Annotated in this window: 16 protein-coding genes; 10 read left to right on the forward strand and 6 right to left on the reverse strand. The window is 63.4% G+C overall.

Going from position 1 to position 17,788, the window contains the following annotated elements; genetic code table 11:
- Positions 1-87 precede the first annotated feature (87 nt).
- Positions 88-1,377 carry a flavin-dependent oxidoreductase gene (locus KBB36_RS14035; RefSeq protein ID WP_290981962.1) on the forward strand — a complete coding sequence of 430 codons (1,290 nt, stop codon included), beginning with the start codon at positions 88-90 and terminating at the stop codon, positions 1,375-1,377.
- Here KBB36_RS14035 and KBB36_RS14040 read toward each other — a convergent pair.
- Positions 1,362-2,303, reverse strand: coding sequence for a DMT family transporter (locus KBB36_RS14040; protein WP_290981965.1), 942 nt, complete (start codon positions 2,301-2,303; stop codon positions 1,362-1,364). The two genes, KBB36_RS14035 and KBB36_RS14040, sit on opposite strands and share 16 nt — an antisense overlap.
- Positions 2,304-2,397: 94 nt before the next feature.
- Between KBB36_RS14040 and KBB36_RS14045 the strand changes: the two genes are divergently transcribed.
- Positions 2,398-2,988: a TetR/AcrR family transcriptional regulator gene (locus KBB36_RS14045; protein ID WP_290981968.1), complete on the forward strand. Its 591-nt coding sequence runs from the start codon at positions 2,398-2,400 to the stop codon at positions 2,986-2,988.
- Positions 2,989-2,995: 7 nt separating this feature from the next.
- Here KBB36_RS14045 and KBB36_RS14050 read toward each other — a convergent pair whose 3' ends face one another.
- The 3 genes from KBB36_RS14050 to KBB36_RS14060 all read right to left on the reverse strand — a co-directional run bounded on the left by KBB36_RS14050 (position 2,996) and on the right by KBB36_RS14060 (position 5,381).
- A complete protein-coding gene (locus tag KBB36_RS14050) occupies positions 2,996-3,640 on the reverse strand; it encodes a response regulator (protein WP_290981970.1) in 645 nt (214 codons plus the stop codon).
- Positions 3,641-3,741: 101 nt separating this feature from the next.
- Entirely contained in the window at positions 3,742-4,599 is an 858-nt protein-coding gene (gene dapD, locus KBB36_RS14055; protein ID WP_290981973.1) for a 2,3,4,5-tetrahydropyridine-2,6-dicarboxylate N-succinyltransferase, read from the reverse strand.
- A 62-nt stretch (positions 4,600-4,661) separates the two neighbouring features.
- A complete protein-coding gene (locus KBB36_RS14060) occupies positions 4,662-5,381 on the reverse strand; it encodes a pyrimidine 5'-nucleotidase (RefSeq protein WP_290981976.1) in 720 nt (239 codons plus the stop codon).
- Between the two features lie 85 nt (positions 5,382-5,466).
- On the opposite strand from KBB36_RS14060, the gene KBB36_RS14065 reads away from it, so the two are divergent.
- Complete coding sequence (locus tag KBB36_RS14065) at positions 5,467-6,732, forward strand: sensor domain-containing diguanylate cyclase (RefSeq protein WP_290981979.1); 1,266 nt, start codon at positions 5,467-5,469, stop codon at positions 6,730-6,732.
- A complete protein-coding gene (locus KBB36_RS14070; RefSeq protein ID WP_290981982.1) occupies positions 6,732-7,994 on the forward strand; it encodes a DUF2336 domain-containing protein in 1,263 nt (420 codons plus the stop codon). Before KBB36_RS14065 ends, KBB36_RS14070 begins: the two co-directional genes overlap by 1 nt.
- A 12-nt stretch (positions 7,995-8,006) precedes the next feature.
- Here the strand turns inward: KBB36_RS14070 and KBB36_RS14075 are convergent, their stop codons facing one another.
- Positions 8,007-9,326 (reverse strand): hypothetical protein, encoded by a 1,320-nt coding sequence (locus KBB36_RS14075; protein WP_290981985.1) that lies wholly within the window; start codon positions 9,324-9,326, stop codon positions 8,007-8,009.
- Between the two features lie 228 nt (positions 9,327-9,554).
- Here KBB36_RS14075 and KBB36_RS14080 point away from each other — a divergent pair, with 228 nt between their 5' ends.
- The 5 genes from KBB36_RS14080 to xdhC are packed head-to-tail and all read left to right on the forward strand — an operon-like array spanning position 9,555 to position 15,724.
- Positions 9,555-10,349 carry an ABC transporter ATP-binding protein gene (locus KBB36_RS14080; RefSeq protein ID WP_290981988.1) on the forward strand — a complete coding sequence of 265 codons (795 nt, stop codon included), beginning with the start codon at positions 9,555-9,557 and terminating at the stop codon, positions 10,347-10,349.
- The gene (locus KBB36_RS14085; RefSeq protein WP_290981991.1) at positions 10,346-11,119 is read left to right on the forward strand and encodes an ABC transporter permease; all 774 of its coding nucleotides are present in this window, start codon (positions 10,346-10,348) and stop codon (positions 11,117-11,119) included. Before KBB36_RS14080 ends, KBB36_RS14085 begins: the two co-directional genes overlap by 4 nt.
- A 29-nt stretch (positions 11,120-11,148) precedes the next feature.
- Complete coding sequence (gene xdhA, locus KBB36_RS14090) at positions 11,149-12,612, forward strand: xanthine dehydrogenase small subunit (protein WP_290981994.1); 1,464 nt, start codon at positions 11,149-11,151, stop codon at positions 12,610-12,612.
- The gene (gene xdhB / locus KBB36_RS14095) at positions 12,609-14,930 is read left to right on the forward strand and encodes a xanthine dehydrogenase molybdopterin binding subunit (protein ID WP_290981997.1); all 2,322 of its coding nucleotides are present in this window, start codon (positions 12,609-12,611) and stop codon (positions 14,928-14,930) included. The genes xdhA and xdhB overlap by 4 nt, the downstream gene beginning before the upstream one ends.
- A complete protein-coding gene (gene xdhC, locus KBB36_RS14100; RefSeq protein WP_290982004.1) occupies positions 14,927-15,724 on the forward strand; it encodes a xanthine dehydrogenase accessory protein XdhC in 798 nt (265 codons plus the stop codon). The genes xdhB and xdhC overlap by 4 nt, the downstream gene beginning before the upstream one ends.
- Here xdhC and KBB36_RS14105 read toward each other — a convergent pair.
- Complete coding sequence (locus KBB36_RS14105) at positions 15,721-16,680, reverse strand: alpha/beta hydrolase (RefSeq protein ID WP_290982007.1); 960 nt, start codon at positions 16,678-16,680, stop codon at positions 15,721-15,723. The two genes, xdhC and KBB36_RS14105, sit on opposite strands and share 4 nt — an antisense overlap.
- A 140-nt stretch (positions 16,681-16,820) precedes the next feature.
- On the opposite strand from KBB36_RS14105, the gene KBB36_RS14110 reads away from it, so the two are divergent.
- A complete protein-coding gene (locus KBB36_RS14110; protein ID WP_290982010.1) occupies positions 16,821-17,786 on the forward strand; it encodes a nitronate monooxygenase family protein in 966 nt (321 codons plus the stop codon).
- Positions 17,787-17,788: the final 2 nt, after the last annotated feature.

Genomic DNA, 17,788 nt, shown 5'->3' on the forward strand with positions numbered 1-17,788 from the left:
TGCCAGGCATTCTAGCTTCAGCTAATTGTAATGCAACCATACAATTCAAAAATCACCGGTAAAATTAAAAATCATGGGAGGAAGCAGATGGCCGGTTCTCAAGCCCCGGATGTGCTGATCGTTGGCGCCGGTATCGGCGGCCTCACCCTGGCGCTCAGCCTGCATCGCGCCGGCATTCCGGCCCGCCTGGTGGAAGCCGTGCCGAGTATCCGGCCTTTGGGCGTCGGCATCAATGTGCTGCCGCATGCGGTGCGCGAATTGACCGAGCTCGGCCTGGCCGAACGCCTGGAAGCCCGCGCTATCCGCACCAAGGAGCTGATCTACACCAACAAATTCGGCCAGGAAATCTGGCGTGAGGCACGCGGTTTGGATGCCGGCTACAACTGGCCGCAATTCTCTGTGCATCGCGGCGCCTTGCAGATGCTGTTGTTTGACGCGGTGCGCGAACGGCTTGGCGCCGAAGCAGTGCAGACCGACACTGAACTGCTCGGCTTTGAGCAGGATGCCACGGGCGTCACGGTTCGGCTGCGGCGCCGTTCGGATGGTGCGGCGCTGCCGGCGCAGCGTTCCGCCTTGCTGATCGGCGCGGACGGCATCCATTCAGCCGTGCGGGCGGCTTTCTACCCGGATGAAGGGGCGCCGAAATGGAATGGCGCCGTGCTGTGGCGCGCCACCACCGAGGCGGCGCCCTATCTTTCCGGCCGCTCGATGATCATGGCCGGGCATCAGGATCAGAAATTTGTCTGCTATCCGATTGACCCCGAAGCTGCCGGGCGTGGCCGCAGTGTGGTCAACTGGATCGCAGAACTGCGCTATCCCAACGATACACCGTGGAACCGCGAGGACTGGAACCGGCCGGGCCGAATTGAGGATTTCCTGCCGCGATTTGAGAGCTGGAATTTCGGCTGGCTCAATGTGCCCGGGCTGATCCGGGGTGCGCAGGCGATCTATGAATTCCCCATGGTGGACCGCGACCCGGTGGAACATTGGAGCTTTGACCGTGTCACCCTGCTGGGCGATGCGGCGCATGCGATGTATCCAATCGGCTCCAATGGTGCCAGCCAGGCGATCATTGATGCGCGTGTGCTGGCGCATCGCCTGGCCACGATTCACGATCCGCTCGCCGCTCTGCGCGCCTATGAGGCCGAGCGCCTGCCGGCCACCGCGCGCATTGTGCTGGCCAATCGCGCCAACGGGCCGGAGCGGGTGATGCAATATGTTGAGGAGAGGGCGCCCAAGGGCTATGCCAAGCTGGATGACATCATCAGCCGCGCCGAACTTGAAGCCTCGGCCAAGGATTACAAGCTGATTGCCGGTTTTGACAAGGATGCGCTGAATACACGCGCTTCGCTGGATGCACGTTATGGTGCGGTCTGAGCCGGCTTGGATGGGGTTGGGCGCGCCGCGAAGATCACACCAAGTGCGATGGCGCCGGTGGCCATGGCATCCACCAGGCTCGGCACTTCGCCCAGGAAAGGCACGGCCAGCAAGGTGGCGAGGCACGGGATCAGGGCAATGATCGCGGCGGCAGCGCCGGCGCCCAGCAGTGTTACGGCGCGGTTGAAGGTGACTATAGCCACGGCACTCATCAGGCAGCCCTGATACACCATCTGGAATACCAGCGCCTGCATGGGCGCCTCGTTCAGATGTGATAATCCGGCGAAATAATAGACCGGCAGGAAAAACAATGCTGACCAGAAGCAGATCAGGGCTGCGGCCTGGATGGCGTTGAGGCCGCTGCGCCGGAAGCGCAGGGTGTAGAGTGCCCACAGGATTGCAGCCAGGATCAGCACGACCACGCCATCCAGCCTTGGCATGCCGCGGGCCTGAAGCTGGCTGACGAATAGCGTCGCAATGCCGGCAATGATGACGCCATAGCCGATCAGGCGCGGTAACCCGGGCTTTTCCCGCAACAGCCACCAGCCGATCAGGCCGGCAAAAACCGGCATCAGCGGCGGCGTAGTGGTGGCCACCTGAGCCACCGAGGTGAGTTGCAGGCCCAGTGCCACCAGATAAACGAAGGGGCCGCCCCATAACACGGCCAGCAGCAAGCCTTCTGCCCAGGCACGCGCAGGCAATCGGTGGGCCGGCAAAAGCAGCACCGGCATAAGCAGCAAAGCGCCGCCGCCGAAGCGCAGCGCCATCACATCCCACACCCCCATATGATGCGCCATGCCGAAGCGCGTCACCACGAACCAGCCGGAGAAAATCGCCACAGTGGTGCCGGCCCACAGCAGGCCACGCAGCAAAACTCCAAGCGGCAGGGTGCCGGCCGGTGTGTTCGGGGAGGGTATGTCGGTCATAAAGCCAAGCTTTTATTGAATTTTAGAGCATTCGTTATAAAATGGTGCGACCAAACAGAAAAGGCAATACGCGGCGAAAGCAGCGGAGGGGCGGATGGCGCGACCGCGCGAATTTGATGAAATGCAGGCATTGGATGCAGCTATGCATTTCTTCTGGGTGCATGGCTATGAAGCCACATCGATGCGTGCGCTGGCTGATGCCATGGCGATCAGTGGTGCCAGCCTGTACAACGCTTTCAGCGACAAGCACACACTTTATCGCCGTGCCTTGCAGCATTATGTCGCCAGTAGTTTCCTCGATCGTGTTGAACGCCTGGAAGGTCGCCTGCCGCCGCTGATGGCGATCACGGCGTTTTTTGATGAAGTTGTTGAGCATTCCGTGGCGGATAGCCAGGCAAGAGGCTGCATGCTGGTCAATTCAGCCCTGGAACTGGCGCCGAAGGATGCGGAATTCCGCCAGATTGTTGCCTCGGTGCTGGAGCAGATCGAAGCATTCTTCCTGCGCTGTATTCAGGCTGGGCAGCGGGCGGGCAGCATCACCCGGCAAGCGGCGGCAGTGGATCTGGCCCGGATGTTGTTGGGCCTGCATCTGGGATTGCGTGTTCTGGCCCGTTGCCGGCCGGAACCGGCCTTGCTGCGCGGCATGGTGCGACCAGCCTTCGCCATGCTGGCGGCCGGAAATTAAAGCGTCATTAGCAGGCTTCGGCGAGCGTCTGCACCGGCAGTTTGCGCCGCTCCGCCCGTCGGCGGGATTCGCTTTGCCGGCGATCCGGATCGGCTTCCTGGCCGGCATTGCCGCGCCGGTCGCCCAGGCGGCGTTCGCTGCGTCGGCGCCGGTCGGGGCCGACATAGCCGCCTCCACGCACCAGCGGCCGCTGTGCCTGCAAGGCATAAAGCAGGCGCCGCACCAGCACCTGCATCGAAATCGGTTTTACCACCACTTCGTTCACGCCGGCATCGCGCGCTGCCACCACCAGGGTGGAATCCACATCGGCCGCCATCAGGATCACCGGCATGGCATTGTTGTTCAGGCCCGGGTCGCGGCGCAGCCGTTCGGTAAACATCAGCCCGTCCATTTTCGGCAGGCGGTAATCCACCAGTATCAGGCTGGGCTCATGCGCGGCCACTTCCAGCAAAGCCTGCTTGCCATCGGCGGCCTGAAACACGGCGCTGAAGCCCATGCCGATCAGCACGTCACGCAGGCCGTTGCGCGTCGCCCGGTTCTCATCGACCACCAGCACACTACAGGTGCGGAATTTCTCCGCACCCGGCCGTGCCGCCGGCTGGCTGCCGGGACGGGTTTTGCTATCGGGTTTGCCAATTGAGCGCATCATCATGCCGATAAATTTGGCATGCGGGGGTTAAGGAAGCGTAATACTAGCCCTGGTCGTGGCCCGATTCGCTGCAAAAAAATGCAGCTGCGGGCTCAGCCGTGCGGTCAGTCGCGCAGCAATTCGTTGATCGAGGTCTTGGAGCGGGTCTGCGCATCCACCCGCTTGACGATCACGGCGCAAGACAGCGACGGACCGGGCTCGCCATTGGCCAGCGGCTTGCCCGGCAGGCTGCCCGGCACCACCACCGAATAGGCCGGCACGCGGCCATAGATCACCTCGCCGCTGCTGCGGTCGACAATCTTCGTGGTGGCCGAGATGAATACGCCCATGGACAGCACGGCGCCTTCTTCCACGATCACGCCTTCCACCACTTCCGAACGCGCGCCGATGAAGCAGTTATCCTCGATGATCACCGGGTTGGCTTGCAGCGGTTCCAGCACGCCGCCGATGCCGACGCCGCCGGAAAGATGCACATTCTTGCCAATCTGGGCGCAGGAACCTACCGTGGCCCAGGTATCCACCATGGTGCCGCTATCAACATAGCCGCCTACATTTACAAAGCTGGGCATCAGCACCACATTCGGCGCAATGAAGGCCGAGCGGCGCACCACGGCGCCTGGCACGGCGCGGAAGCCGGCGGCGCGGAAACGCTGTTCGTTCCAGCCGACGAATTTGGACGGCACCTTGTCAAACCAGTTGGCACCGCCCGGCGCGTCGGAAATCAGCATATTGTCGGTCAGGCGGAAAGACAGCAGCACAGCCTTCTTGGCCCATTGCTGCGCCTGCCATTGGCCGTCCAGCTTCTGTGCTGCGCGCACGATGCCGGCATCCATGGCTTCCAGGGTTGCTTCCACGGCTTCGCGCACTTCACCCTTGGTATTGATGCCGATATCGGCGCGCGCCTCCCAGGCGGCGTCGATGATGGGCTGCAATTGGCCGGCAAGGGTGGCGGCGTCGGTCATGGCATCATTCCTTTAAAAAGCGCAATAAAAGCCGCGAGACAATAACCGCCAAGGCTGGCCCGTCAACCTTTTGCCGCCGGCTCGGCATTCCGGCCGATATTGCTCAGGGCGCTGAGGAAACCAGTCAGGTCGGGGGCAACATGGTGGATATGGTCGGTTTCCCCGGCAACCGGCTGCGCCCAGTCGGAATGGGTCGGCACCCAGATTGTCGCCATGCCGAGCCGGGCGGCCGGGGCCAGGTTGCGCGCCATATCCTCCACCATGGTGGCGCGGCGCGGATCCACGCCATGGGCGGCCAGCAGCTTGTCATAGGGTTCGGGTCGCGGCTTGGGCAGGTAATTCGAGGCCACGATGTCAAACACCGCCTCGAAGCAATCCGCCAGCCCAATGCGGCCGAGTACACGCTCGGCATGGGCCACGGTGCCATTGGTGAAGATCAGCTTGCGGCCGGGCAGGGCCTGCAACACCTGGCGCAATTCGGGCAGGGCCGGCAGCACGCTCAGGTCAATGTCATGCACATAATTCAGGAAATCCGCCGGATCAACGCCGTGGTCCACCATCAGGCCGCGCAAGGTGGTGCCGTGCTGCTGGAAAAAGCCCTTCTGGCGCTGCTTGGCGGCCACGGCGTCAATGCCGAAGCGGCGCGAGATGAATTCGCCCATGCGCCGGTCGATCTGGGCGAACAGGTTGCATTCCGCCGGATACAGCGTGTTGTCGAGGTCAAACAGCCAGGTTTCGGTGGCGGCGAGGCGTTCTAAGGTGGGGGCGGGATCAGTTTGCATGGCGGGCAAAATAAGCCAAACCAAGCCCGATGACGAGGCCGGGGCAACACGGTTATAAACAGAGCGGGAGATCATCATCGCCGCCATGGAACCTGCCAGCAATCCGAGCCTCGACCTGATCGCCGCAGCGGCCCTGGAGCCGGCGGCGCTGATTCCGGTTTTTCCGGGGCCCGCGGCCTTGTTTGATGGAAATGGCGCCGTCTTGTTCGCCAACCGCGCCGCCGGGCCGTTGCTGGATGCTTTGGCGGCCGACAGGCTGGTGGCGCTGGCCGCCGCATTGGATGCCTCGCTGGCCGATGGCCTGCCGCGCCAGGAAAAAGCCGATCTGCCCGGCCTGCGCGGCGGCACGGCGCTGCATCTGACTTTGCTGCCGCATGGCGGCCAGCTGCTGCTGCTGGGCCGCGATACCACGCTGGAACGCAATCTGTTGCAGGCGCTGATGCAGTCGCGCCAGCTTTTCCGTGATCTGGTGGCCTGTTCCACGGATTTTGCTTGGGAAACCAAGCCGGATGGCCGTTTCGGCTTTGTCTCGCCGCGCGGCGCCATGGGTTACACGGCGCGCGAACTGGAAGGCCATGTGCCAACCGATTTTGCCGCGCCCGACAGCCCGGAAACGCCGCGTCCCACGTTGTGGCCGTTCACGGCCACGGCACCGCAGGAGGCGGTGGAGGTGTTTCTGCGCCGCAAGGACGGTAGTGTGGGCTGTTTTGAAGTATCCTGCGTGGCAGTACGGGATGGCAAGGGCGAGTGGGCCGGCACGCGCGGCGTGGCGCGTGATGTGACCGAGGCGCGTGAGCGGGTTGAGGCTTTGCGCCGGGCGCATAAGACCCTCAACACCCTGGCCAATACCGATGGCCTGACCGGGCTGCTCAACCGCCGCGCCTTTCTGGATGAACTGGAAAAGCGCCTGTCACGGCATCATCGCAACCGCCTGATCGGCACGCTGATTTATTTCGACCTCGACAATTTCAAGAAAGTGAATGACGTGCGCGGCCATCAGGCCGGCGACGAGGTGCTCAAGGCGGTGGCCGAGGCGGTGCGCAAGACCCTGCGCGTGGTTGATCTGGCCTCGCGTATCGGCGGCGACGAATTCCTGCTCTGGCTGGAAGAAACCGGGCGCGACAGTGCCGCCTCGATGGCTGCCCGGCTGATGGAAGCGGCGGCTGAAATCAACAAACAATGGGGTGTTGAGGGCTTTCCGCTCGGCTTCTCGATTGGCGCGGTTTTCTCACGGCTGGAAGCAGTTGAGGGCGCCGAGGCGCTGGTGGCGCGGGCCGATGCCGCGATGTATGTGGCCAAGAAGGGCGGCAAGGGCCGCACCCATATTGCCGAGGAAGTGGACCCAGTCTGATGGATTACGAAAGCGCCAAGCAGCTTGCCGCCTCTCCCGATCCGGCAGTGCGCCTGGAACTGGCGCAGCGTCAGGATGTGCGGCCGGAAATCCTGTATTTCCTGGCGGTGGACGAGGCGCCGACGGTGCGGCGTGCCATCGCTGCCAATGTTGCCACGCCGAGCCAGGCCCATCTTGTTCTGGCAAATGATGCCGACGAGGAAGTGCGCGCCCAGCTTGCCGACAAGGTGGCCCGCCTGCTGCCCAGCATGGCCGATGATGAAGCGGCCGGTGCGGCGCGCGACTATGCGGTGCAGACCGTGGAATTGCTCGCCCGCGATGAGCTGACCCGCATCCGCGCCATCCTGTCGGAAGCGCTGAAGGCGGCGGTCAATGTGCCGCATCATGTGGTGAAGCAGCTGGCGCTGGATGTGGAGCTGATTGTCTCCGCCCCGGTGCTGGAATTCTCGCCGCTGCTAACCGATGACGATCTGCGCGAGATTGTTGAAGGCGCGGCGCAATCGGGTGCGCTTTCGGCGATTGCCCGCCGTGTCGGCCTTGGCGCCGGGGTGTCGGATGCCATCGTTGCCACCCGCGATGTCTCGGCTGTGGCGGCCCTGCTGGCTAATGACTCGGCGCAGATTCGGGAAGAGACACTGGACCTGATCCTGGATGCCGCGCCCAGCGTTGAAGCCTGGCACGAACCGCTGGTGCAGCGCCCCAACCTGCCGGGTGCGGCGGCCAAGCGCATTGCCGGTTTTGTGGCGCAATCGCTGCTGGATCGCCTGAGCCTGCGCACGGATTTGCCGCCCGAGGCGCTGAGCGAAATCCGGCAGGTGGTGCAGCGCCGCCTGCATGTGGAATTACCCAAGGAAGTGCCGGAAGCTGCCCCGCCGGGGCGTGAAGCCGCGCGGGAAAAGGATGCCACATCGGCAATGGCGGAAGCCGAGGTAGCGGTGACCAAGCTGATCAAAGCCAATCGGCTGGATAACGATACCGTTCAGGATGCTATCGAGCGGCTGGATCGCAATTTTGTCATCCAGGCCCTGGCGCAGGCCGGCCGCACCCCGGTGCCGGTGGTGCTGCGGGCGCTGGAAACCCGTAATGGCCGCTTGATCACGGCGCTGGTCTGGCGCGCCAAATTCAGCATGCGCACCGCCGTGATGGTGCAGCGCGACATTGCCAAAGTGCCGCCCAAGATGATGCTGAACGCCCGAAATGGCACCGACTATCCGGTCGGCAAGGGCGAACTTGAGGAACAGCTCAAGATTCTCGGGCTCTGAGCTGGCGGCAATTCACTCGTTGAATTCAGCCTGATCCGGTATCCGGTTGAAGGCGATCTTGGCGCCCATGAAATCGCCTTTGCCGGTTTTCTGGCGGTCGCTGCCGGTGCCGGGCAGGGGGCCGATATGCACAGTATCGCGCTTGTATTTGGCATTCAGCTTGTCGATGGCCTTGGCCAGCTTGACGCGCTTTTCGCTTTGCGCCGGGTCCGCCTCGAAGCCGCTGCCGCCGCCAAACAGGTCGCCGGTGGTTTCGGCTTCCGGCACCAGATCGGTGAGCGCCACGCCCAGTTTGTGCACTCGGCGGCCATGCAGGGCCTTGGTTTCGGCGCACATGCGGCGCCAGAGCTGGGCCACCGCATCCAGCACCACAAAACTGTCCTGGGTCTCGGTGAGGCGGAAATCCGCCGTCCATTTCTCGCGCGCCATGTCGTCGAAGCGTACCGAGAGATGCAGCATGCGGGCCGCGCAGCCGATGCGTCGCACCCGGGTGATCGCCTTGGCGGCCAGGCGCCGCGCCACGGCCTCGGCCTGGCCGGCCGGGCGCAAAGCTGGCGGCAACACATGGCTATGGCTCACGCTATGGCGGCCCTGCGCCGCGTGATGCACGATCTCGCCGCGTAATTCGCGCCAGAACATCTCGCCGCCGATGCCGCCCCAGATGCGCCGGGCTTCGCGTGGGCCGAGTTCCCACAAAGCCGGCAGGCTGTCGATGCCGGCGTCGAGCAGCCGGCGTTCCATATTGGCGCCGATGCCGGGCAGATCGCGCAGTTTCAGGTTGAGCAATGGCCCGGGCAGGTCGGCGGCTTCCAGCACGGTCAGGCCATCGGGTTTCTTGAGGTCGCTGGCCACCTTGGCCAGGAAACCGTTCGGCGCAATGCCGATGGAGCAGCGGATGCAGTCGCCGACATTGCGTCTCAGCCCATCCTTGAGACGTTGCGCCAGGGCCATGGCTTCGCTTTTCAGCTTTTCGCGGCCCATCAATTCGCAGGCCATTTCGTCAATCGAGCCGATCCGCGCCACCGGGATATGGTTGTCGATCTCTTTCAGGATGCGGTGATGATAGTCGACATAAACATCATGGCGCGCCGGCACCAGGCGGATTTGCGGGCAGAGCCGCTTGGCCTCCCAGATCGGTGTGCCGGTGCGGATGCCGAAAGCCTTGGCCTCATAGCTGGCGGCGATGGCCGAGGTGCTGTCGGTCATCACCGGCACTACCGCCACGGGTTTGCCGCGCAGGCGCGGCTGCTCCTGCTGCTCCACGCTGGCGAAGTAGCTGTTGAGGTCGAGATACAGCCAGGAAAGGCTGGATGAGGCCCAGGCCGGTTTCATGGCCGGACTCTATTCTGGGCCAGCGGAAGGTCAATATAAATCGTACATTAAAAGAACAAAAAGTGGTTAATGCGAAACATTGCCGATTCTCTGAGCAATAGCTTTGCCGCATAAAAAACACCCAAAATTTGGTTACACTTCGATGCCCAACATGCTTACAATCCTTGTTTGTGTGCAGCGCAACAGGGGGATCGGCATGGCGCAGCGTGTATTCGGGCGGGGGCTGTGATGGCGGATCAGGCTTTTGTCACTCTCGACAATGTTTCCCTGGTCTACCAGCAGGCTGAAACGGCCACCCTGGCGGTGGAGGATTTGACCCTCGGCATCAAGAAGGGCGAATTTGTTGCCGTTGTTGGCCCGTCGGGCTGCGGCAAATCTACCCTGATGAAGCTGGTCACCGGCCTGATCCCGGCCACCAAGGGCGCCATCGGCATCGGCGGCAAGCCGGTGAAGGGGCCGACCCAGGGTGTCGGCATGGCGTTCCAGAATTCCACTTTGCTGCCCTGGCGTTCCACCATCGACAACGTGATGCTGCCGCTGGAGATCGTGGCGCCGCACAAGCACCAATTGCGCCGCGAACGCGACCGATACGAGGCGCGGGCGATGAATCTGCTGCGCACTGTGGGCCTGCATGAATTCGCCGACAAATTCCCCTGGCAGCTTTCCGGCGGCATGCAGCAGCGCGCCAATGTGTGCCGCGCCATCATCCACGATCCCAGCCTGCTGATGCTCGACGAGCCATTCGGCGCGCTTGATGCCTTCACCCGCGAGGAACTCTGGGGCGTCATGCAGAAATTGTGGATGGAGCGGCAATTCACCGCCATCCTGATCACCCACGATCTGCGCGAGGCGGTGTTTCTGGCCGACCGCGTGTTTGTGATGAGCAAGCGGCCCGGCCGTATTGTCTATGAGCGCGAGGTGGACATCCCCCGGCCGCGCACGCTGGACACGACATTCGAGCCGTATTTTGGCCAGATCGTGCATGAACTGCGCGAGCGTATCGTGGAGGTCAAACACTCATGAACCGCGAGAAGATCATCCTGCGCCTGATGCCCTGGGCGGTCACCATCGGCTTGTTTGTATTCTGGGAACTGGCCTGCCGGATTACCGGCGTGGCCGAATTTGTGCTGCCGGCGCCCACCGCGGTCTGGGCCGCAACGGTGAAATTCGCCCCGCAAATCCTGCATCATTCGTTGCAGACGCTTTACACCACTACTGCGGGCTTCATCCTAGCCGTGGTTGGCGGCATGCTGCTGGGTGTGTTCATCGGCGCATCCAAACTGGTTTATACCGGGCTTTATCCGGTGCTGGTGGGTTTCAACTCGATCCCCAAAGTGGCCATCGTGCCGGTGCTGGTGATCTGGTTCGGCATCGGCACTATTCCGGCCATTATCACCGCCTTCGTGATCTCGTTCTTTCCGATTGTGGTGAATGTTGCCACCGGGCTTGCCACCATTGAACCGGAATTACGTGACGTGCTGCGCTGCCTGGGCGCCACGCGCACCGAAATCCTGTTCAAGATCGGCATTCCGCGCGCCATGCCCTATCTGTTTGCCTCGCTCAAGATCGCCATCACGCTGGCTTTTGTCGGCTCTGTGATCGCCGAAACGGTGGCGTCGAACGAGGGCATTGGCTACCTGATGCTGTCGGCTTCCTCCAGCTATAACGTGCCGTTGGTCTTTTCCGGCCTGGTGGTCGTGGGTATCATGGGTGTGCTGATGTACGCGGTGGCTGCTGCCTTTGAGCGCCGGATGACCGGCTGGGCCTTCCGCGGCAGCGACTTGATGACCTGATCCGGCACACGGCCGGGGGAGGCAAGCGGATGCCGGAAGCGCTGCGGTTCCTGTTGGGTGGCGAGGTGGTGACGGCGGGCAGTGATGTGCCCCCCACCATGACGGTGCTGGATTACCTGCGCCTGAATCAGCGCCGCACCGGCAGCAAGGAAGGCTGCGCCGAGGGCGATTGCGGTGCCTGCACTGTGGTGCTGGCTGAACTGGATGGCCCTGAGGGCCAGGAAAGCCTACGCTACCGCGCGGTGAATAGCTGCATTCAGCTTGTTGGCCAGCTGGATGGCAAGGCGCTGATCACGGTGGAAGACCTGGCCGCGCCCGATGGCCGGCTGCATCCGGTGCAGCAGGCCTTGGCGGATCATCATGGCGCGCAATGCGGCTTTTGCACGCCCGGCTTTGTGATGAGCTTGTTTGCGCATTACAAAACCGGGGCGCCGACCGATCCAGAAAGCCTGTGCGACACCCTGGCCGGCAATCTGTGCCGCTGCACCGGTTATCGCCCGATCCTGGAAGCCGGCCAGCAGATGGGCCGTGGGCCGGATCAGTTTTCCTCCACCGAAGCCGAAACCATCGCCAGGCTGAAAAAGCTGCGGCGCCGGCAGGCTTTACGCCATGAAACCGCTGAAGGCCGTTTTCTGGCGCCGACCAGCCTGGATGAATTGCTCACCATTTTGCGCGGCGCCAACTGGGAGGATACTTGGCTGCTTGGCGGCGGCACCGATGTGGGCCTGTGGATCACCAAGCAGCAGCGTCGCATCGGCACCATCATTCATCTGGGCCAGATCGCCGCCTTGCGCCGGATCGAAATCCTGCCGGATGAAATCAGCATCGGCGCCGGTGTCACCTATAGCGATGCCGCTGATGCCATTGCGGCGTTGCATCCGGATTTCGCCGCCATGCTGCGCCGGCTCGGCTCGGTTCAGGTGCGCAATGCCGGCACTATCGGCGGCAATATTGCCAATGCCTCACCTATCGGCGACAGCATGCCACCGCTGATCGCGCTCGGCGCCCGGCTGCAATTGCTCAGCCCGGAAGGCGAGCGGTTCCTGCCGCTGGAAGATTTTTTCCTTGGTTATCGTAAAACCTATCTGCGGCCACGCGGCATTGTTGCCAAGGTGATCGTGCCGCGCCCGGGGCCGGATACGCGCTTTGCCGTTTACAAGATTGCCAAGCGTTTCGATCAGGATATTTCGGCTGTGCTCGGGGCTTTCCAGGTGCAGCTGGATAATGACCGCATCGCGGCGGCGCGTATCGCCTTTGGCGGCATGGCTGCCATTCCGCAGCGCGCCCATGCCGCCGAAGCCGCTTTATTGGGCCAGAAACTGGATATGGCATCTGTTGAACCCGCCGTGCTGGCGCTGGCCGAGGATTTTGCGCCGCTGAGCGACATGCGCGCTTCGGCTGCCTATCGCCTGCTGGTGGCGCAGAATCTGCTGCGCAAATTCGCCATCGAGGCCAGTAGCGGCCAGGCGCTGCGGCTTGAGGCAGTGTCATGACCCGGGTGGTGGCGCAGCCAATCAAGCATGACAGCGCCGACAAGCATGTGGCCGGCGCGGCGCGCTATATCGACGACCTGCCCGAGCCGGAAGGCTGCCTGCATGGCGCCTTGCATCTGGCCGGCATCACGCATGGCCGTATCCTGAGCATCGATCTCTCTGCGGCACGGGCCATGCCCGGCGTGGTGGATGCCATCACCGTGGTGGATGTGCCGGGTGATCCCGATATCGCGCCGGTATTTCCGGGCGATCCGCTGTTGGCGCAGGGCATGGTGCAATTCCATGGCCAGCCGGTGGCGGCCATTGTAGCCCGCGACCTGCACACGGCGCGCGCCGCGGCGCGGCTGGTGCGGGTGGAATACGAGGAATTGCCGCCCCTGCTGGCGTTGGAAGATGCCATCGCGGGTGAGCAATGGGTCGGCCAGCCGCTCACCATGCGCCAGGGCGATGCCGCAGCCGCCATTGCCGCCGCGCCGCATCGGCTGCAAGGCGAACTGCGCCTGGGCGGCCAGGATCATTTTTATCTGGAAGGGCAGATCAGCCTGGCACAGCCGCTGGAAGATGGCGATGTGCATGTCTGGTGTTCCACGCAGCATCCGTCCGAAGTGCAGAAGCTGGTGGCGCGGGTGCTGGCCCGCCCGATCCATGCCGTGACCGTGGAATGCCGGCGCATGGGCGGCGGCTTCGGCGGCAAGGAAACCCAGGCAGCGCAATTCGCCTGCCTCGCCGCTTTGTTTGCCACCCGCACGCGCCGGCCGGTGAAATTCCGCCTTGATCGCGACGAGGATATGATCACCACGGGCAAACGGCATGATTTCCTGGTGCGCTACGCTGTCGGTTTTGACGATGCCGGCCGCATCCTGGGTTATGACGTGACCCTGGCCGGGCGCGGTGGCTGCTCGGCCGATCTGACTAATGCGGTGGTGGACCGCGCCATGTTCCACGCCGATTCCAGTTATTTCCTGCCGGATGTGCGCATCACCGGGCTGCGTTGCCGCAGCAATACCGTGTCCAACACCGCGTTTCGCGGCTTTGGCGGGCCGCAGGGCATGGCCGCCACCGAATATGTGGTGGATCATATCGCGCGCCATCTCGGCCTTGATGCGCTAGATGTGCGGCTGGCCAACCTCTATGGCGAAACCGGGCGCAACATCACGCCCTATGGCCAGACCATCACCGACAACATCCTGCCCGATCTGATTCCGCAACTGGTGGAGAGCGCGGATTATCGCCGTCGCCGCGCCGAGATCGATGCCTTCAATGCCGCCAACACCCATTTCAAGAAGGGGCTGGCGCTGGTGCCGGTGAAATTCGGCATTTCCTTCACCACCAGTTTTCTCAATCAGGCCGGCGCGCTTGTGCTGATCTACGAGGATGGTTCGGTGCAGCTCAATCATGGTGGCACCGAGATGGGGCAGGGCCTCTATATCAAGGTGGCGCAGGTGGTGGCCGAAGTGCTGGGGATCGCGCCGGAAACCGTGCGCATCACGGCCACGCGCACCGACAAGGTGCCGAACACATCCGCCACCGCTGCTTCATCCGGCGCCGACCTCAATGGCAAGGCGGCGGAAAATGCCGCGCTGATCCTGCGCCAGCGGCTGGCCGAGGTGGCGGCAGAATTATTCGGCGCGCCTGTGGCGGAAGTGGTTTTTGCCGAGGGAATGGTCAGCGGCGGCGGCAAGACCGCGCCGTTTGCCGAGATTGTGCACCAGGCCTATCTGCGCCGCGTGCCGCTCTCTGCCAATGGCTTCTATGCCACGCCGGGCCTGAGTTTTGATCGCACCACCGCCACCGGCACGCCGTTTTACTATTTCGCCTATGGTGTGGCGGCCACCGAAGCGCTGATCGATACATTGACCGGCGAATATCGCTTTCCGCGTGCCGACCTGCTGCATGATTGCGGCAATTCGCTCAATCCGGCGATTGATCGTGGCCAGGTGGAGGGCGGCTATCTGCAAGGCCTGGGCTGGCTCACCATGGAGGAATTGTGGTGGGATGCGGCGGGCCGGCTGCGCACCCATGCGCCCAGCACCTACAAGATTCCCACCGCGCGCGACCTGCCGGCGGATTTCCGCGTTGAATTGCTGCGCGGCCGCGCCAATCCGGCCGATACGATCTTCCGTTCCAAGGCGGTGGGCGAACCGCCCTTCTTGCTCGGTGTTTCGGCCTGGCTGGCGCTCAAGGATGCAGTGGCCGCTGTGGCCGGGCATAAGCTGGTGCCGGAACTGGATGCGCCGGCCACGCCCGAGCGCGTGCTGTTTGCGGTGCAGGACATGCTGAAGCGCAAGGCGGCAGCGGCCAAGGTGCCGGTGGCATGAGCGACTGGCTGGATCGCCTCGCCACCCTGGAGCAGCTTGGCGTGGCCGCCGTGCTGGTGACTGTGGCGGCAGTGGATGGCTCGGCGCCGCGCGAGGCCGGCGCCAAGATGGTGGTGACGGCTGCCGACAGCAGCGGCAGCATCGGCGGCGGCGAACTGGAATTCCAGGCCATCCGCATTGCCCGGCAAATGCTGCGTGGCCAGGCCGGCCCCAGCCTACGGCGTTTTCCGCTTGGCCCCAGCCTGGGGCAATGCTGCGGCGGCCATGTCACGCTGCTGTTCGAGCCGCGCCGGGCCGAGAACTTCACCCTGGCTTTATTCGGTGCCGGCCATGTCGGCCGTGCCCTGGTCAGCATTCTCGGCACATTGCCCTGCCGGGTGCGCTGGATCGATCCGCGCCCCGATGCCTTCCCCGATCACGTGCCGCCGAATGTGACGGTGGAGGTGAGCCCGGCGCCGGAACGCGAGGTGGCCGGCCTGCCCGATGGCGCCTGGCTGCTGGTGATGACGCATAACCACGCGCTTGATCTCGGCATCGTGGCGCGCGCATTGCAGGAAAACCGCTTTGCCTATATTGGCCTGATCGGTTCCGCCACCAAGCGCGCCCGATTCGAGAAGCGCTTCCGCGACCTGGGCATCGCCGAGGAGCGCATTGCCGGCCTGGTCTGCCCGATCGGCATCAAGGGCATCGAGGGCAAACAGCCGGGCGAAATTGCCATTGCCGCCGCCGCCGATATCCTGCGCCGCCGCGAAGCCGTGCTCGCCGGCCTGCCGCTGGAAGAGGCCGAGGTTTAGCGCACCGCCTGTTCGCTCAACTGGGCGATGGCTGCCAGCACCTCAGTCGGGCGGCTGAAATGCAGCGGGTGGCCGCCGCCCTTCACCTCGATCAATGTTGCATTCGGCACTTGCCGCGCCAGGGCATGGGCGTGGATTTGCGGCGAGGTTGAATTGTCGCGGTCGCTGACCAGGATCAGCAAGGGCGGCTTGAGCTTGCTGTAATGCAATGCCTGCTCGGCAAGAAATGGTTTCAGGCTGCGGATATCCTCGGCATTGGCGGCATAGGTGGCGGGGCGCACAGTAAGCGCCAGCGGCACGCCGGCGAATGCCGCCGGCACGGCTGCCGGCTCAAACACGCCGGCAGCACTTTTCTGCATCACCAGATGGCCCAGCGGGCTGACGATGCTGTGCAGCATCAATGGACCCAGCACCGGCAGGCCGGCCAGGCGATAGCTGGTATCAATCGGCGTTGGCCAGGGATGCGATGCCGGATTGATCAGCAGGATGCCGGCAACCTCGTCGGGGTAAGCCAGCGCCCAGGCCAGGGCGACGGCGCCGCCATAAGAGAAGCCGATCAGGATCGGCTTGTGCTGTAGCGCCAGGGCTTGCAGCCCGGCGCGCAGCATGACGGCCTGCTGTGCCGGCGTGGCGGCTGCTTCGCCGCGTTCGCTATAGCCATGGCCGGGCCGGTCGATGGCGATGCTGTCATGCCGTTCGGAGGTTTGTGGCATCAGGCTGAGGCGGAAATCCTCGGCCTGGCCAAAGGCGCCATGGATAAAAACCAGCGGCGGATATTGCCCTGCTGCCTTTGGTTGTTGGCGGATGACGTGCACCTGGCGCCCGGCGGCGCTGATGATCTGGCCGCTGGGGGGATAAGCGGCTTCGGCGCGACCGGTCAGCCAGCGGCTGGCACCGGCAAGGCCAACCAGGATCACGGCAACAGCAAACAGCATGACAAGGATGATTTTCAGCATCGGCATAGCATAGCGATATACGCGCCGATTTGTGAATTGGATGCGGGTGGCGTTGTCGCGCCGGGCCGGGTGGCGGCGTTGCGCTGGACCGGCCGCTGCCGTTAATCTCAATACCGGAAACGCAGAAACGAGGAGTTGCCATGTCTGTCCCCGCCTTGCTCAAGGGCCGGCTGTCCTTGCCGGTGATCGGCTCGCCGATGTTCATCGTCTCGACCCCCGATCTGGTGATCGCCCAATGCAAGGCCGGTGTGGTCGGTTCGTTTCCGGCGCTCAATGCGCGGCCCAAGCATGTGCTGGAGGAATGGCTCACGCGCATTACCGGCGAATTGGGCGACTATGCTGCCAAGTTTCCCGACAAGCCGGTGGCGCCGTTTGCGGTCAACCAGATTGTGCATCATTCCAATGACCGCCTGATGCATGACATGGAAATCTGCGTCAAGCACAAGGTGCCGATGATCATCACCTCGCTGCGTGCGCCCAGCGAAGTGGTGCAGGCAGCGCATAGCTATGGCGGCATTGTGATGCATGATGTGATCAATGTGCGCCATGCAAAAAAGGCGCTGGAAGCCGGCGTTGATGGCCTGATCCTGGTTTGCGCCGGGGCTGGCGGCCATGCCGGCACGCATTCACCCTTTGCATTGGTGGCCGAAGTGCGCAGCTTCTTTGATGGGCCGATTGCGCTGTCAGGCACGATCTCGAATGGCGCGCAGATTCTGGCGGCACAGGCGATGGGCGCCGATTTCGCTTATATCGGCACGCGCTTCATCGCCACCGAGGAAGCCAATGCGGTGCCGGAATACAAACAGATGCTTATCGACAGCGCGGCGGCCGATATTGTCTATACCTCGCTATTCTCCGGCGTGCATGGCAATTACCTGAAAAAAAGCGTGGCGGCCACGGGCATGGACCCGGAGAACCTGCCGGAAGCCGATAAGAGCAAGATGAATTTTGGCACCGAAGGCGGCGGCGACAAGAAAGTGTGGCGCGATATCTGGAGCGCTGGCCAGGGTACCGGCAGCATCCAGGATGTATTGCCGGTGGCCGAGTTGGTGGCGCGGATGAAGCGCGAATATGATGCCGCCAAGGCGGCCCTGGTTGCGGCCTGAAG

The organism is Ferrovibrio sp. (assembly GCF_017994015.1).
GTDB lineage: Bacteria > Pseudomonadota > Alphaproteobacteria > Ferrovibrionales > Ferrovibrionaceae > Ferrovibrio.

Excerpts from the sequence above, each read along its gene's own strand:
- KBB36_RS14070 (WP_290981982.1), top strand. The coding sequence starts at position 6,732 with ATGGATTACGAAAGCGCCAAGCAGCTTGCCGCCTCTCCCGATCCGGCA.
- KBB36_RS14050 (WP_290981970.1), bottom strand. The coding sequence starts at position 3,640 with ATGATGATGCGCTCAATTGGCAAACCCGATAGCAAAACCCGTCCCGGC.
- KBB36_RS14075 (WP_290981985.1), bottom strand. The coding sequence starts at position 9,326 with ATGAAACCGGCCTGGGCCTCATCCAGCCTTTCCTGGCTGTATCTCGAC.
- KBB36_RS14105 (WP_290982007.1), bottom strand. The coding sequence starts at position 16,680 with ATGCTGAAAATCATCCTTGTCATGCTGTTTGCTGTTGCCGTGATCCTG.
- KBB36_RS14080 (WP_290981988.1), top strand. The coding sequence starts at position 9,555 with ATGGCGGATCAGGCTTTTGTCACTCTCGACAATGTTTCCCTGGTCTAC.
- KBB36_RS14065 (WP_290981979.1), top strand. The coding sequence starts at position 5,467 with ATGGAACCTGCCAGCAATCCGAGCCTCGACCTGATCGCCGCAGCGGCC.
- dapD (WP_290981973.1), bottom strand. The coding sequence starts at position 4,599 with ATGACCGACGCCGCCACCCTTGCCGGCCAATTGCAGCCCATCATCGAC.
- KBB36_RS14110 (WP_290982010.1), top strand. The coding sequence starts at position 16,821 with ATGTCTGTCCCCGCCTTGCTCAAGGGCCGGCTGTCCTTGCCGGTGATC.
- KBB36_RS14045 (WP_290981968.1), top strand. The coding sequence starts at position 2,398 with ATGGCGCGACCGCGCGAATTTGATGAAATGCAGGCATTGGATGCAGCT.
- KBB36_RS14035 (WP_290981962.1), top strand. The coding sequence starts at position 88 with ATGGCCGGTTCTCAAGCCCCGGATGTGCTGATCGTTGGCGCCGGTATC.
- KBB36_RS14040 (WP_290981965.1), bottom strand. The coding sequence starts at position 2,303 with ATGACCGACATACCCTCCCCGAACACACCGGCCGGCACCCTGCCGCTT.
- xdhA (WP_290981994.1), top strand. The coding sequence starts at position 11,149 with ATGCCGGAAGCGCTGCGGTTCCTGTTGGGTGGCGAGGTGGTGACGGCG.
- xdhB (WP_290981997.1), top strand. The coding sequence starts at position 12,609 with ATGACCCGGGTGGTGGCGCAGCCAATCAAGCATGACAGCGCCGACAAG.
- KBB36_RS14060 (WP_290981976.1), bottom strand. The coding sequence starts at position 5,381 with ATGCAAACTGATCCCGCCCCCACCTTAGAACGCCTCGCCGCCACCGAA.
- xdhC (WP_290982004.1), top strand. The coding sequence starts at position 14,927 with ATGAGCGACTGGCTGGATCGCCTCGCCACCCTGGAGCAGCTTGGCGTG.
- KBB36_RS14085 (WP_290981991.1), top strand. The coding sequence starts at position 10,346 with ATGAACCGCGAGAAGATCATCCTGCGCCTGATGCCCTGGGCGGTCACC.